A 15,307-nucleotide genomic window follows, 5' to 3' on the forward strand; every position below is an offset into this window, starting at 1 on the left:
GGAAAGAATTGCTTAGATGTATTACAGAAGTCTTACAGGGACTTGGTGTTCTGCGAGATAATTTTTGATTTCTGAAACAGTGAGTTCTCCGTAATGCAGTAGGGAAGCGAGAAGCGCGGCTTCGGCTTTCCCTGTGGTGAGTGCTTCATGAATATGAGCGCAGTTGCCTGCACCACCGGAAGCAATGACGGGAATTTCCACTTGTTCGGCAATGGTGCGAGTCAGTTCTAAGTCATAGCCTGCCTTGGTTCCATCAGCGTCCATGCTGGTGACTAGTAGTTCTCCCGCACCCCGTTGCTCAACTTCTTTTGCCCAAAGGATGGCATCTATCCCTGTGTTTTCTCGTCCACCTCGGACGTAGACATCCCAGCCAGGGTTGTTAGGGTCTTGGCGTTGTCGAGCATCAATAGCGACGACAATACACTGATTGCCAAAGCGATCGCTTGCCTGGTTAACAAAGTCTGGATTGCGTACCGCTGCTGAATTAATGCTGACTTTATCCGCTCCGGCTCTTAACAATAATTTAATGCTTTCTAAGGATTGAATACCGCCACCGACAGTCAAGGGGATAAATACTTGTTCTGCCGTGCGGTACACCACATCAAGTATAGTGTCCCGGTCTTCATGGGTAGCCGTGATATCTAGAAACACCAGTTCATCAGCACCCGCATCGTTATAAGCTTGTGCTAATTCCACTGGATCACCCGCATCTTGCAGATTAACGAAGTTGACACCTTTGACAACTCGTCCAGCTTTCACATCCAGGCAAGGTAAGATTCGTTTAGCTAGCATTGCTCTGTATCCTAAGTCGAATAACACTGACTTAAGGGAAAAATAGCGGCTTACTGGAAGAACCCGGACTTGGGGGGAAGACCCCCCAAACCCCCCTCTGGGGGACGAAGTGCCTCCCCCAGACCCCCTGCACAAGGGATTTTTGGTAGGTAATTCGGTGGGTAATGGCAAGTAAACTGTTCACTGATTGTTTTTAAGTCAGTGCCATTTATCCTAAGTCAATGATCGTTAGTCATTGTTAATTAGACAAGATTTTGGGGACTCGAAGACAAAACTCTTCCATTCCCCAGTCCCTACTCTCCACTCCCTATCATGGCGATAACTTCCTTCAGACAACAGTCACAAGAACCCGAACGGCAACCTCAGGCAGGTAAGAAAACCAAGAGTCGCCGTAAAAATTTTACTAAGGAACAGTCAGAAGAAGACCTTTTGCTAGCCACGGCAATGGCTGACGAAACGGGTAACCAGGAAGAAGGCATCCGACCGCAACGCTTGGCTGACTACATCGGGCAAAAGGAATTAAAAGGAGTCTTGGAAATTGCGATTGAAGCAGCAAAAGCCAGAAATGAGTCAATGGATCACCTGCTTTTGTACGGGCCGCCAGGATTGGGAAAAACAACAATGTCGCTGATTTTGGCGACGGAGATGGGAGTCAACTGCAAAATTACTGCCGCACCCGCTTTGGAACGTCCGCGAGATATTGCGGGAATCTTGACAAATCTGAAACCAGGGGATGTGTTGTTTATTGACGAAATCCATCGGCTATCGCGGATGACTGAAGAACTTCTGTATCCAGCGATGGAGGACTATCGGTTGGATATCACGATTGGTAAGGGTCAGACTGCTCGTATCCGTAGTATCCCACTACCGAGGTTTACATTGGTGGGGGCAACGACTCGTGTCGGTTCACTGACTTCGCCATTACGCGATCGCTTTGGCTTGATTCAACGACTGCGCTTCTATGAACCCGATGAACTGACTCTGATCGTCCAAAGGACAGCAGAACTTCTTAAAACACCTGTAACGCAGGATGGTGCTGAAGAAATTGCTCGTCGTTCCCGTGGAACGCCTCGAATTGCTAACCGATTGCTCAAGCGAGTACGAGACTACGCTCAGGTCAAAAAATATGCACCGATTAACAAAGAAGTAGCCGCAGAAGCACTCGAAGTATTTAATGTAGACCCCAGTGGTTTGGACTGGACAGACCGATTGGTATTAAGTGTAATGATTGAACAATTTAATGGTGGACCTGTGGGTTTGGAAGCCGTTGCTTCAGCCACTGGAGAAGATGCTCAAACCATTGAGGAAGTCTATGAACCATATCTGTTGCAGATTGGCTACTTGCACCGAACACCTCGTGGTCGTGTAGCTACAGCCGCTGCTCGGAAGCACTTAGGGTATGAGTAGAAACACTGTATTCTGAAGAATAAGAATTTATAGCGGTTTCCTGGAGAGATGAGGTACAGCTCAGGTATGTCAAACAAGAGACAGAGCAAGGAAAACCAAAAAGCTGATAGCTGATGGCTGATAGCTGACGGCTTTGCGCTATATAAGCTTAACTCTTGAAGCCTTCAACGAGTGGGTGCAAACTACAAGGATGAGCAGCTTATGACAGTAATCAAGAGCGACTTTTGCGCTTTAGAACAGTTAGAGCAATGGCTGAGCCTTAGCGAGGATGAGCAAGATGCTGTTGTGAGAGATTTAGAAGAGCAGCTTAGGGGAGAATATGTTCATCAATACACCTTGAGCTACACAAATCAACCCTCATTGCGTGTTCCTACCTTTAGACATTTGCCAACAGGGTTAGAGTTTAACTTTATTGTTGGTGGTCAGTTTAATATGGGCTTCTCTTCGCAAGAAGAAGCAGCCTTAAGGCGCTTAGTTAAGGGGAAAGAACTCTGCTTGGATTCTTTCGATTTTATGCGTCCTGTTCATTTAGTTCAGGTACCACCTTTTTTAATCTCCCGGTTTCCCTTGCTCAATAATTTTGCTCAAGAACATCTGGCACTATATTCTGATGATTTCATTTCTGACTTTGCTGAAAAGGAAACTGATATAGTTCCCGCTTCTTTAACAAGAGAGCGAATTGAGGTACTACTGGAGAAATTTGGTTTTCACTTACCCTCAGAAGTTCAGTGGGAATATGCCTATAGGGGTGGAACGACGACGTTATTTTACTGGGGTGATGAGATTCCAAGTGATGAGGTTTTGGAACAGAAGATTTTACTTTATGAGTTTAGTGATTCCGAAAAGTGTAAAGCGGCGGCTAATCCTTTTGGTTTAGTAGGAATGTCAGTTGGTGAGTGGTGTGAAGACTCTTATCGTCCCGACTACACCAAAGCTTCAGAAAATGAATTGCCAGGAGTTCAGGAACCACCGTATGTTGTAAGAGGTGGAGCAGCAATGGCATGGCCTTGGCAGGGCTGTGATGAGTGGATAATGTGTATGTCGGCGATTCGGGAAAAGTCAGAATTTGATTTGCCCTTGGCAGGTCGTTTTGTTAAGTCAATCAACTTGTATTAATAAAATAGTTGATGAATAATAATAGGTGATTTTTTTGATGCCTAAATTTATTTGTTATTTAATTTTCCAAACTCTAAGCTTCCTTAAGTGTCATTTATGATTCGCTGGATTCTGACTTTACTACTTTGTGTATTACTAGTTTTCTCCTCAGATGAGTCTGTATTGGCGCAGAGTCAGATGGCTGACTTGAATGAGTCTCAGATACAGCAACTGAATGAACTTAGGCAAGAAGCGTTTGCGGCGACAGAGAAGGGTAACTTTCCCACCGCTGAAGGCTACTGGACTCAGTTGATTGAGTTATTACCGGACAATCCTGTGGGTTGGAGTAATCGGGGAAATTCAAGGGTAAGTCAGAATAAGTTAGAAGACGCGATCGCAGATTTCAACAAATCTATTAAACTCGCTCCTGATGCCGCTGATCCCTACCTGAATCGTGGCACCGCACTTGAAGCACTGGGTCGTTGGGATGAGGCAATTGCTGATTACAAGCGAGTGCTGGAACTCAATCCTAATGATGCAATGGCGTATAACAACTTAGGGAATGCCAAAGCAGGGCAAGGACGATGGGAAGAAGCGATCGCAGATTACCAGAAAGCCGCTGAATTAGCCCCAAACTTTGCCTTTGCCCGTGCTAACTATGCCCTTGCTCTGTATCAAACGGGTCAGACAGAAGAAGCCATCCGCACCATGCGTAATATTATCCGAAAATACCCTCAATTTCCCGATGTCCGAGCCGCACTAACCGCCGCACTCTGGCAACAGGGACTACAAGGCGAAGCGGAAAGCAATTGGGCAGCCGTTGTTGGTTTGGATGGGCGATATAGAAATATAGATTGGGTGAAATCAGTTCGCCGTTGGCCTCCGGTGATGGTAGCGGCTTTGGAGAAGTTCCTTACCTTGAAATAGATGAGGTTGTTTTAAATAAGAATGGCACTGACTGAAGAAAAATAGTCGTTTGTAGAAAAACCCTGCTTGGGGGGCTTCCCCCCAAACCCCCCACTGGGGGACGAAGTGCCTCCCCCAGACCCCCTGTACAAACGGTGATCGGTGTGATGATTTTTCTTACGTCAGTGCCATTCGTTTTAAATAGAAGCGATCGCAATTGGCTGAATACTATCAGTTGCTTGTACCACACGACCAATGATTTGACTGTGAGGATAATCCTGTGCCTTCAGTGCCGCTAAACAGGAATCCGCTTGTTCAGAAGACACCGTTGCGAGAAGTCCACCAGATGTTTGTGGGTCAAATAGGATTGGGTACTTAGGAGAAACACTCACTTCAGATAAATTACTGATGTAAAACGATGCACGGAGGTTTTGCGGCTGAAGCGAACTGGTAATTCCTAGTTGCAACATCTCCAAAGCCCCTTCCAAAACCGGAATTGCCTCTAAATTCAACTCAACCGCAATACCTGACGCTTTCACCATTTCTAGCAGGTGTCCCAATAGCCCAAAACCTGTAACATCTGTACAGGCAGTGGCTCCATGTTTCATAAATGCGATCGCTGCTTCCTGATTCGACAGCAACATTGAGTGAACCGCCTCATCAATCCAGCGACCTTTTGCCTTCAAGCGCATATCAGCGGCAAATAAAGTACCAGTTCCCAATGCTTTGGTAAGAATCAGCACTTGACCAGGCTTCATCCCACCTTTTCGTAGTAGTTTGTCAGGTGCAGCAAGTCCATTGCAGGTAAGTCCAAAGGCTAATTCTGTCCCTTCTGTTGTGTGACCACCAATTAATGGTGCTTGCGCTTTGGACAGTACATTCATTGCCCCTGATAACATTTGATAGAGCGTTTCCTCAACCTTTTCTTCCATAGCATAAGGAACAGTCACTATAGCTAAGGCGCTTTGAGGTGTAGCTCCCATTGCAAAAATATCACTCAAACAGTGATTGGTGCTGATTTGCCCAAAGGTATAAGGGTCATTAATTAGGGAACGAAAGTAATCAATTGTCTGCACCATAACCTTGCCTGCTGGCACTTGCAGCACAGCCGCATCATCCGGTGTCCCCAATCCGATGAGAATATCGTCTCGTTTACCCCAATTTGGGGCTTCCAGTTGCAACCGTTGCAAAACCCGCTCTAGGGTAGTGCTACCAACTTTTGAGCCGCAACCAGCACAACGCATTGTGTTGGTTGTTGGTTGTTTGCCACTAATTACTGACGACTTATTAGTAAGTACTGACATTTCAGGCAAGTCACTGAAGCGGTGCATGAACTTGTGGTCGATATGGTCTTTCCATCGCCAGAGTAACGGAGATTGCCAGCCGAAGCGTCCCCAGGATGCGATCGCACTTCTATCACCAGTACCAATTAAGCCTAGGTACAACTTCTGCGGCTTATACGGTTTTAGTGGTTTTTCTAATAAGATTCGTTGCAAATTTTCAAATAGCGGCTTCCCCTGACGCACAGCAAATACTCCCGCTTTAGGACGGGGATGATTTACCATTGTCGCGATGTCACCTACTGCAAAGATGTCGGGATGAGAGAGCGATCGCAAGGTATCATCGACAAGAACAAAGCCTGCTGAGTCCGTTTTGAGTCCAGATTCCCCAATCCAATCCGGTGCAGAGGCTTGAGTTACCCAGAATGTGTAGTCGCACTCTACGACTAAACCCGATTCACACCGAATTTTTCCCGGTAGAACCTCAGATACAGGTTCCTGGAGATGTACCTGTATTCCTCGACTAATCAGAATATCTAGAAGTCGTTGGCGTACCCAGCGACTATGACCAAGCATCAGTTCAGTATGACGATGGAATAAATGGATTTGTAGAGGTATTGCTTTAGGGTTCTCTGACGGGAGTTGAGTATCTTGGAGGATTTGATGCAGACGGTGTTGCATCGTTAATGCGAGTTCCACACCTCCTGCACCACCACCAACAATACCAAGACAAATAGGTTTTTGAGAATTCTTTGTAACGTCCTCTATTAACTGATTCCACTGACTTAAAAATTGAGGAACTGGTTTGGCGGGAATGGCATATTCGGTAGCTCCTGGAACATTAATATGTGCTGGAGTGCTGCCAATGTTGATAGATAACAAATCAAAGGCAACAGGTGGGTGATTGGCACAAAGAACTTTTTTGTTTTCTAAGTCAAGACCAATAGCTTGGTCGATGTAGAGTTGAACTTGGGCAAACTGAGTGAGGCGCCGCAAGTCGATGTGGCATTCGTCAAAATCATAGAAACCAGCAACGTGACCGGGTAGCATCCCTGAATAGGGGGTATGAGAGGCTTCTGTAATCAGCGTTAAGCGAAGTCCTGGCAAGGGATTCATGGCAAACATTCTTAACGCGATCGCATGAGAATGACCGCCACCAACAAGCACTAAGTCTTTGACAAATGGATGGGTTGTCTGCTGCATTTTGTAAGCCTGTTTGTCTCATTCGTTGCTGAAATTATGGTAGCGACCTCAAGAGCAACCTGCTCTTCGGAAGATAGAGGCTTCAAAACTTTCAAGCTAGACTACCCTCTGTTATCAGTTTATGTAAGAGGCACCTTACGCTTAAGACACATAAGGAAAGAGGAAAATTACTTTCCCTTAACACTTAACACTTAACACCTGACACCTACCACCTATTTCCAAATGATTGACCTTTACACTTTCACGACACCAAACGGACGTAAGGCTTCCATCATGTTGGAGGAAGTTGAGCTGCCCTACAATGTGCATAAAATTGACATCACTAAAGGTGACCAATTTACGCCGGAATTTGTGGCAATTAATCCCAATAGCAAAATTCCTGCGATCGTTGACCAGGATGCGGGTATTACTGTTTTTGAGTCTGGGGCAATCCTGATTTATTTAGCCCGGAAAACTGGCAAACTTTTGCCGACTGAGGAGAAAGCTGAGTTTCAGGTTTTGTCTTGGCTGATGTTGCAGATGGGGAGTGTGGGCCCAATGTTAGGTCAGTTGAACCACTTTAAGAAGTTTGCACCGGACAAGATTCCTTATGCAATTGAGCGGTATGAGAAGGAAACTTTACGGATATATGGCGTCTTAGATAAACAACTGGCAGAGCGAGAATTCCTTTGTGGTGACTACTCGATTGCTGATATTGCAACTTATCCTTGGATTGCAATTCATGATATGCAGGGGCTAACTCTAGATAATCACCCCAATCTTAAGCGTTGGGTGGAGACATTAGAGCAGCGTCCGGCTGTAGAGCGTGGGATGGCGGTACCTGCTTAGGAGTTAATGGTATTGGTTTAAGTTTTTGGAAGAACCCGGAATTGGGGGGGAGACCCCCCAAACCCCCCTTCTGGGGGACGGAGTGCCTCCCCCAGACCCCCTGCACAAGGGTTTTTGGGTGGGTAGTGAGAGATAAATATAAGACTGTAGGGGCGCACGGCTGTGCGCCCACAGTATAAGTACTTGGATTCTGTAAAATGTCCCGACTTTGCCGTCGTCTGTATCGCTTCAGTTTCTTCTTATTAGTTGGGTTTGTTCTTTGCCTGACACTTAGTGTTTTGCCAGTTGGACAAACTCCTGTAATTGCTCAGTCAAATCCTGCCCAGCAGTTGGTAAGTAGTGGGATTGAGCAGTATGAGGAGGGTAAATTTAATGAGGCGATCGCACTTTTTTTACAAGCTCTTTCACAACCTCTACCTGATGCAGAACGGACAGTTGTTCACAATAATTTGGCACTCGCTTATCGGCAAGTTGGACAACTAGGGGAAGCGGCGCAACAGTGGGAGCAAGCGATTCAGTTTTATCAGCGTCAAGATGATGAAGCGTCTCGTCGTCAGTTGCCTAAGCTACTAACGGAGCAGGCACAGGCGTTTAATGATTTGGGACAGCACCGAAGGGCAATTAAGATTTTGCAGTCGGTGGTAGAACTTGCACAGCAATACCAAGACTCGCGAACCCAAGCGGCGGCGTTGGGAGCGTTGGGTAATGCTTATTGGGCGTTGGGTGACTATGAACAGGCACTCGCATCACACCAAGAGAGTTTACAAATCGCTCGTCAGTTTAACTATTCGGACTACATTACAACCTCTCTGAATTATCTAGGCAATCTCTACATCAGCCGCCAAGAGCGGTATCGCTATCAGGCTGATATCGCTGGGCGTGTGGAAGGGGATAAAACAGAAGAGGCTCGATTGATTCAATTAGCAGAACAAGATATCGCAGCGGCTCAGTCAGCGTTTGAGGAAAGCTTACGTGAGAGTCAAGCCTTAGGAAGTATCGCCCAAGTCAAGGCGTTATTGAATCTCAATAGTTTACTAGAGCAACTAGAATCAACTGATTGGGCGGGGATTGCCAAAAATCGTGAGCAGTCTTTGGGACTTGTTGAAACGTTACCCGACTCACGAGACAAAGCTTATATCTTGATTAATCTGGCTGAGAGTCTTCAACATCAAGCGTCAGTTGAGTGTGAAAATTGCCTAAATCTTGAACAAGAGTGCAGGAGTACAGGGGAACAGGAGAGAAATTTTGCTGCCTTACTTTTGGAAAGGGCACTCAACGTTGCTAGAAGCATTGGAGATCGACGGGCTGAATCGTTTGCTCTGGGTAGCTTAGGGCAGGTTAATCACTCATTAGGCAAATTGTCAATGGCGACGGAGTTGATTCGACAAGCGCAATTGGCGGCGGAGCAAGTTAATGCGGCGGATAGCCTTTATCGTTGGCAGTGGCAGGCTGGGCGTTTGTTGAAGACGGCGGGGAATACACAAGAGGCGATCGCATCTTATGAAGAATCGATCGCAACTCTCCAAAGTATTCGCACTAACCTGCTTGCCGCGAATACAGACTTACAATTTGACTTTCGCGATTCGGTTGAACCTGTCTATCGAGAGTTAATCCAACTGCGGCTGGAGAGTAAGGCATCAGACTCCAAAAATCTGGAAAAGGTGATTGATACTTTAGACTTGCTCACACTGGCGGAACTACAAAACTTCTTTGGTGACGAGTGCGTACAAGTTGCCCAGGCAGAGGCGAGTGGTGAGGTGGGTTTGCTAGAGGCGAATACAGCGATTATTTACTCGGTGATTCTTGATGACTACACTGAGATGATCTTGCGCTTGCCAAATGGACAGTTAACTAGCCATTCTGTCGCTTACTCGCAAGAGCAAATGCAGCAAGAAATTGACCAGTTGCGTCGATTACTTGAAAAACGCTCTACTAATGAATATTTAAAACCTGCTCAAAAAATCTATGAGGCTTTGATTCGTCCCTTGGAGGCAGAGTTAGCGGCAGCTAGTCCTAAAACACTTGTCTTTATTCAGGATGGGGTGTTGCGACAAGTACCGATGGCAGCGTTGCATGATGGACAGAAGTTTTTGATTGAGAAATATGCGATCGCGACAACTCCCAGTCTGACACTGACGACTCGCACAGCACTGAAGCAAGATTATTCAGATGCCCTAATTATGGGCTTAACCGTTGAGCGTCCACCTTTTAATGCCTTAATGAATGTCCGTGCTGAGGTTGATGGTGTTCAGGAAATTCTGGGCGGAACCAAGCTTCTCGATCGCGATTTCACTCTGGAAACGCTACAAGAGCAATTGCAAGAAAAAAGTTATCCTGTTGTTCACATCGCTACGCATGGCAAGTTTGGGGTAGATGCCGCAAATACCTTTTTACTAGCGTTTGACTCGCGGATTACGCTTGAGGACATTGATACAGTTTTGCGATCGCAAAGAGTCTCCGGAGGTTCGCGCCGAAGTCAACAACCTGTAGAACTTCTTACGCTAAGTGCGTGTGAAACCGCTGTTGGCGATGATCGAGCGGCTTTGGGAATTGCAGGGGTAGCAATTCGTGCGGGTGTTAAGAGTGCTGTTGCGAGTTTATGGAACATTAATGATGCTGCAACAGTGCCATTAATCGAAGAGTTTTACATCCAGCTAAAACAACCCAATGTTATGAAAGCCGAGGCATTGCAAAAGGCTCAGTTAAAAGCGATCGCTAATTTGGAATACTCTCACCCCGCTGTTTGGTCACCGTTTATCCTAATTGGCAACTGGCAATGATATTCAAGCCAATGGATAAAATCGAGTTAATAGAGAACAGTGAGTAAATTCTGTGCAGAATTCAGTTGTAGTAGAGCCGTAAGAGCCTTATAGACACAGCAACAACTTCAGGCTAGCTTTACCTACCAGTGTTGTGGAGTGAACATCTTATTGAAGTTTGTATAAAGTAAGATTTACCTTTTGTAACACTTTATACAGAGATTTCAATTTTCTGGTTCCTGCACTTTCGATAGATAGAAATTCCTACAACACAATCCAAACTAGGGGTAAGTGGTAGGGGATGTAAAGTTGGCACAGCAAACGAGGAGTTGGTGCGCTGAGCTAAAGCCGAGAAAAGAGCGAGTTAGCTGCTGTCCAGAAGTTGGTACAGTAGCGCTAGCGCCGCAAAGGTTTGCTTGGCTTGTAAACACGATAAGATTCAATCCAGTAAAAGCAAACGAGAAGTTTTTTGGCTTCATCGTTTTACTTTTTTTTGTTTTAATTTCCGAAGACAGTGCATTTGCTCAGTTGACACCTAATAGTACGTTGGGCAGCGAAAATTCTGTTGTTACTCCTGGGGTCAACATCAATAACCAACCTGCTGATCGCATCGAGGGTGGGGCATTGAGAGACACAAACCTGTTCCACAGTTTTCTAGAATTCAATCTTAATGACGGACAGCAAGTTTATTTTGCTAATCCTCCTGGAGTTGAAAACATTCTGACACGGGTAACAGGGGCTAACTCTTCAACGATTCTGGGAACTTTGGGTGTTGAGGGTACGGCTAATCTATTTTTAATTAATCCCAATGGCATTTTATTTGGACCCAATGCCCGTCTTGATGTGGGTGGTTCCTTTTTTGCCAGTACCGCTAGCAGTGTTGTTTTTGCGGATGGCACTCAGTTCAGTGCAACCAGTCCTCAAAATCCACCACTTCTCACTGTCAGTGTGCCTCTAGGACTGCAATTTGGAGCGACACCAGGTACTCTACAAGTACAAGGGTCAAGTTTAAGGGTTCAACAAGGAACAACCTTAGGGCTTGTAGGAGGAAATGTTTTACTCCAAGGTGGCAACGTTACAGCACCTAGAGGACGGATTGAGTTAGGGAGTGTTGCTGGCACCAGTTTAGTTGACTTGAATCCAACCCCTAATGGCTGGGAACTCGGTTATGCCACTGTGCCGAACTTTCAGGATATCGAGTTATCTCAGGGAGCAACGGTAGATGTCAGTGGGATTCGGGGGGGTGATATCCAAGTGCAGGCGCGAACCTTTCAGCTACGTGAGGAGTCACGCCTAACTGCATTGACGTTAGGTAGGCAAAGGGGAGGAACCGTTACCGTCAACGCCTCAGAATCAGTAGAACTGATAGGAACGGGAACTTATATCGAAGATATCGTCAAGTTCGCGACGGGAACGGTTGACCCAACAAACCTCCGCAACGGTTTGTTTACAGCCAGTTTTGATTCTGGTTCGGCTGGGGATTTGGTGATTAATACACCTTCTTTCGTTGCTCGTAATGGAGCCTTTGTTGCTACTTCTACGTTTGGAACAGGTGAGGGGGGGCATTTAACACTCAACGCTTCCGAGTCTGTTGATCTGAGTGCATCCTCCTTATTGACAGGGACGGGGGCTGGTGTTGGTGGAGATGCTGGAGATTTGACGATTAATACAGGACGGTTGTTGGCTCAAGATAACGCAACTGTAACAACGGCTAGTTTTGGGACGGGTCGAGCCGGAAACTTGACGGTTAATGCTTTGAAGTCAATTGAGTTGGTTGGCAGCGATCCGGTGCAGTTTTCACCAACCACTCGATTTTTCACTGGCTTGTTTAGTAATGCCTTGGCGGCTGGAGATGCTGGAAATGTGGAGGTGACAACGGGAGAATTATTAGTACGGGATGGGGCGGCGATCGCAGCGAGTACCGTCGGTTCTGGTCAGGGTGGAAATATTACTGTGATTGCTTCGGAGTCGGTGAAATTAACTGGCAGTTCTCCCAATGGTTCGGCTCTCAGTGCTTTAGCGGCTACGGCTGAAGCAGGTTCGACAGGTCAAGGCGGAAACCTCACGGTACAAACTGGAGAATTGATTCTGGAGAATGAGGGAAGACTCAGTGTCCGTAGTCGAGGCACTGGAGATGCAGGCAATCTGAAGGTGATTGCTGACTCGATTAGTCTGGATGAGCAAGCAAGTATTGCTGCTGCGACAACCATAGCAGGAGAAGGCGGCAATGTTAACTTAAAAACGCAGTCTTTACTACTGCGCCGCAACAGCATTGTCTCTGCTGAAGCGGGTGGTAGTGGCAATGGCGGCAACATCACGATTGATACCGATGTTCTAGCCGTCCTAGAAAACAGCCGCATCACTGCCAATGCTCTTCAGGGTGCTGGAGGTAGGATTCAAATCAATACCCAAGGATTATTTGTTGACCCAACTAGTAGAATCACCGCTAGTTCTACCTTAGGAATTAATGGTGTTGTCGATATTGATACCTCCGTTCGTGACGTAGAAGGTTCCCTAGAGCCTCTAGAAGAGGAATTTGTGAGTTCCGATCAAGTGCTGGCTGACAGTTGTTTGGCACGTCGTAGCTTTCAACCTGGAAGCTTTACTGTTACTGGTACGGGTGGGTTACCCTCAACTCCTTATGGGGCAATTAGCGATCGCTATACCGTAACTAATGTTGAGCCAATTTCAGGCAACAGCGCGACTCGTCGCGATCGCACCCAGCAAGCAGAATTTGAACAACAACGTCGAGTTCTTCCCCTCCAAGAGGCACAAGAAATCTTCGTCACAGATGACGGACGCATCATTCTCGGTACGTCCTCACAAGTCGCAACTCTAGTTAAGGCAGAAAATTTAGTCTGCTATTTTCCGGCTTCAGCTAGCCAAGTTAGGGAGTAAGAGAACGATCAGATTAAACCTATCTAGGTTTAGTATCTCGCTTGTTAGATGGAGATGAGGTTTATCAGGGTGATCTATATGAATGCAACTTACCAAGAAAGGCAGAGGGCAGAAGGAAAAGTTTTATCGTTGTCTCTTTACATTGGTAGCCGATCGTAATATGCGAACCAAGCGGCTGAGGCAGAAAATTTGGCAGCGACGACCAGTGTGGCTTGGAGCAACCAGTGTAGCCGCCGTTGTTGTTGCGCTGCGGTTAACTGGGTTGTTGCAATCTTGGGAGTGGGCAGCCCTGGATCAGTTTTTTCGTTGGCGTCCGGCTGAGCCTACCCAAAAGCGGATTTTAATTGTTGCCGTTAACGAGTCAGATATTCGTTATGTCAAGAAGTGGCCAGCAACTGATGCTTTGATTGCACAAATGATCGAGAAGCTCAAAGCCAAAAAGCCGAGAGCAATCGGTTTAGACCTCTATCGAGATTTGCCGACTCCGCCGGGTACCCAAGCTTTGGAGCAGGTTTTTAAGTCCACACCGAATCTAATTGGAATTGAAAAAAAAGTCGCAGATAGTAATAGTGAGGCTGTACCACCGCCGCAGGTTTTGAGCCAGCTAGGGCAGGTGGGAGCGAATGATGTTGTGCCAGATGCAGATGGTAAAATCCGACGTGGTTTACTATTTCTGACACCTGAATCTCAGCCAGCTTTACCAAGCTTGGGACTACAGTTAGCTTTGATTTACTTGGAGGCTCAAGGGATTACTCCAACCCCTGCCCAAAATGATTTTATGAAATTGGGTAAGACGGTATTTGTTCCTTTCGAGGCAAATGATGGTGGCTATGTTCGCGCTGATGCAGCTAGTTACCAGTTCTTGTTGAATTTTAAAGGAGCGAACCCATTTGAGAAGGTTTCCTTGAAGGATGTTTTGGAAGACCGAGTGCCTGAATCAAAGATACGCGATCGCATTGTCTTAATTGGTACAATTGCACCCAGCTTGAAAGATTTCTTCTACACTCCCTACACTCATGGTCTGCTGTCCTCGCCTGAGCAAACGGCTGGTGTTGAAATTCAAGCTCATATCACTTCAATAATCTTGAGTGCTGCTCTAGAAGGTCGTCCCTTGCTTCAAACTTGGTCAGAGCCACTAGAAGTTCTCTGGATTATTCTTTGGTCTGGTATCGGTGCTTCTTTGAGTTGGGCAGTTCGTTCTGAAGGCAATCAAAATTACTCAATTTTACGAACTGCTGTTGGTATTGTCATTGCGGCTGGAGTACTTAGCAGTAGTTCGTACCTCTTCTTTCTGGGCAACTGGTGGATACCCGTTGTCCCACCGCTCTTGGCTTTGGTTGGAGCGGCTACGGTAATCACAGGTTACATTGCCCAACTAGAGCGCCAAGACCGCGTTATGGTGATGAATCTGTTTGGGCGTCACGTCACTCCAACAATTGCCAGAACAATTTGGCGTGAGCGTCACCAGTTGATCAAAGAGGGGCGCCTCTTGGGGCGTAAGATGACCGCAACGGTACTTTTTGCAGACTTAAAAGACTTTAGTACGATTGCTGAGCAGACCGATCCAGAAACCCTAATGTCTTGGCTCAACCAATATATGGATGCGATGGCTGGACTTGTGTTAGCGCATGGGGGTGTTGTGGATAAATTTATCGGGGATGCGATTATGGCGGTTTTTGGGGTGCCGATTCAGCGAACCACACCGGAAGCAATTGCCGAAGATGCGATCGCTGCTGTGCGTTGCGCTCAAGATATGGCATCTACCCTTGGAACTCTCAATAAGCAATGGCGCATTCAAGGACTCCCCACTGCTGCCATGCGAGTAGGGATTGCAACTGGCACTGTTGTCACTGGCAGCCTTGGCAGTTCCAAAAGACTGGACTACACAACAATTGGAGACAGCGTTAATGTTGCAGCGCGGTTGGAAAGCTACAAGAAGTCCATTGATAGTGGTATTTGTCGCATTTTGATTAATAAAGAAACTCACCAATATATACAGGGGCAATTCACGACAAAGTTTATTGGTAGTGTTCGGTTAAAAGGCCGCCAGCAATTCACAGAAATTTATCAAGTTTTATTATAGTTTTCATTCCGAAGTTTAACGGCTAACGCAAAAAGACCGACAACTCGGAAAGCCGC

General features: G+C 46.4%; 9 protein-coding genes. 7 read left to right on the forward strand and 2 right to left on the reverse strand.

What is annotated here, in order from left to right; translation table 11 throughout:
* Positions 1-21: 21 nt before the first annotated feature.
* A complete protein-coding gene (gene hisF, locus H6F98_RS29945) occupies positions 22-792 on the reverse strand; it encodes an imidazole glycerol phosphate synthase subunit HisF (RefSeq protein ID WP_192222386.1) in 771 nt (256 codons plus the stop codon).
* Between the two features lie 312 nt (positions 793-1,104).
* On the opposite strand from hisF, the gene ruvB reads away from it, so the two are divergent.
* The 3 genes from ruvB (at position 1,105) to H6F98_RS29960 (ending at position 4,221) form a co-directional block, all read left to right on the forward strand.
* Positions 1,105-2,199, forward strand: coding sequence for a Holliday junction branch migration DNA helicase RuvB (gene ruvB / locus H6F98_RS29950; protein ID WP_192222387.1), 1,095 nt, complete (start codon positions 1,105-1,107; stop codon positions 2,197-2,199).
* A gap of 201 nt (positions 2,200-2,400) precedes the next feature.
* A complete protein-coding gene (locus H6F98_RS29955; protein ID WP_192222388.1) occupies positions 2,401-3,315 on the forward strand; it encodes an SUMF1/EgtB/PvdO family nonheme iron enzyme in 915 nt (304 codons plus the stop codon).
* A 96-nt stretch (positions 3,316-3,411) separates the two neighbouring features.
* Positions 3,412-4,221 (forward strand): tetratricopeptide repeat protein, encoded by an 810-nt coding sequence (locus tag H6F98_RS29960; RefSeq protein ID WP_192222389.1) that lies wholly within the window; start codon positions 3,412-3,414, stop codon positions 4,219-4,221.
* Between the two features lie 176 nt (positions 4,222-4,397).
* On the opposite strand, the gene selD is transcribed toward H6F98_RS29960, so the two are convergent.
* Positions 4,398-6,683 (reverse strand): selenide, water dikinase SelD, encoded by a 2,286-nt coding sequence (gene selD, locus H6F98_RS29965; protein ID WP_192222390.1) that lies wholly within the window; start codon positions 6,681-6,683, stop codon positions 4,398-4,400.
* Between the two features lie 222 nt (positions 6,684-6,905).
* On the opposite strand from selD, the gene H6F98_RS29970 reads away from it, so the two are divergent.
* The 4 genes from H6F98_RS29970 (at position 6,906) to H6F98_RS29985 (ending at position 15,251) form a co-directional block, all read left to right on the forward strand.
* Positions 6,906-7,511: a glutathione binding-like protein gene (locus H6F98_RS29970; RefSeq protein WP_192222391.1), complete on the forward strand. Its 606-nt coding sequence runs from the start codon at positions 6,906-6,908 to the stop codon at positions 7,509-7,511.
* Between the two features lie 197 nt (positions 7,512-7,708).
* Positions 7,709-10,291 carry a CHAT domain-containing protein gene (locus H6F98_RS29975; RefSeq protein ID WP_192222392.1) on the forward strand — a complete coding sequence of 861 codons (2,583 nt, stop codon included), beginning with the start codon at positions 7,709-7,711 and terminating at the stop codon, positions 10,289-10,291.
* 288 nt (positions 10,292-10,579) lie between these two features.
* Entirely contained in the window at positions 10,580-13,168 is a 2,589-nt protein-coding gene (locus H6F98_RS29980; protein WP_192222393.1) for an S-layer family protein, read from the forward strand.
* An 82-nt stretch (positions 13,169-13,250) separates the two neighbouring features.
* Positions 13,251-15,251 carry a CHASE2 domain-containing protein gene (locus H6F98_RS29985; RefSeq protein WP_242058768.1) on the forward strand — a complete coding sequence of 667 codons (2,001 nt, stop codon included), beginning with the start codon at positions 13,251-13,253 and terminating at the stop codon, positions 15,249-15,251.
* The last annotated feature ends 56 nt before the right edge of the window (positions 15,252-15,307 follow it).

It is taken from the genome of Microcoleus sp. FACHB-SPT15 (genome assembly GCF_014849525.1).
Lineage (GTDB): Bacteria > Cyanobacteriota > Cyanobacteriia > Cyanobacteriales > Coleofasciculaceae > Symplocastrum > Symplocastrum torsivum.

Coding starts and splice junctions, on each gene's coding strand:
- ruvB (WP_192222387.1), top strand. CDS start 1,105: ATGGCGATAACTTCCTTCAGACAACAGTCACAAGAACCCGAACGGCAA.
- selD (WP_192222390.1), bottom strand. CDS start 6,683: ATGCAGCAGACAACCCATCCATTTGTCAAAGACTTAGTGCTTGTTGGT.
- H6F98_RS29985 (WP_242058768.1), top strand. CDS start 13,251: ATGCAACTTACCAAGAAAGGCAGAGGGCAGAAGGAAAAGTTTTATCGT.
- H6F98_RS29955 (WP_192222388.1), top strand. CDS start 2,401: ATGACAGTAATCAAGAGCGACTTTTGCGCTTTAGAACAGTTAGAGCAA.
- H6F98_RS29960 (WP_192222389.1), top strand. CDS start 3,412: ATGATTCGCTGGATTCTGACTTTACTACTTTGTGTATTACTAGTTTTC.
- hisF (WP_192222386.1), bottom strand. CDS start 792: ATGCTAGCTAAACGAATCTTACCTTGCCTGGATGTGAAAGCTGGACGA.
- H6F98_RS29970 (WP_192222391.1), top strand. CDS start 6,906: ATGATTGACCTTTACACTTTCACGACACCAAACGGACGTAAGGCTTCC.
- H6F98_RS29975 (WP_192222392.1), top strand. CDS start 7,709: ATGTCCCGACTTTGCCGTCGTCTGTATCGCTTCAGTTTCTTCTTATTA.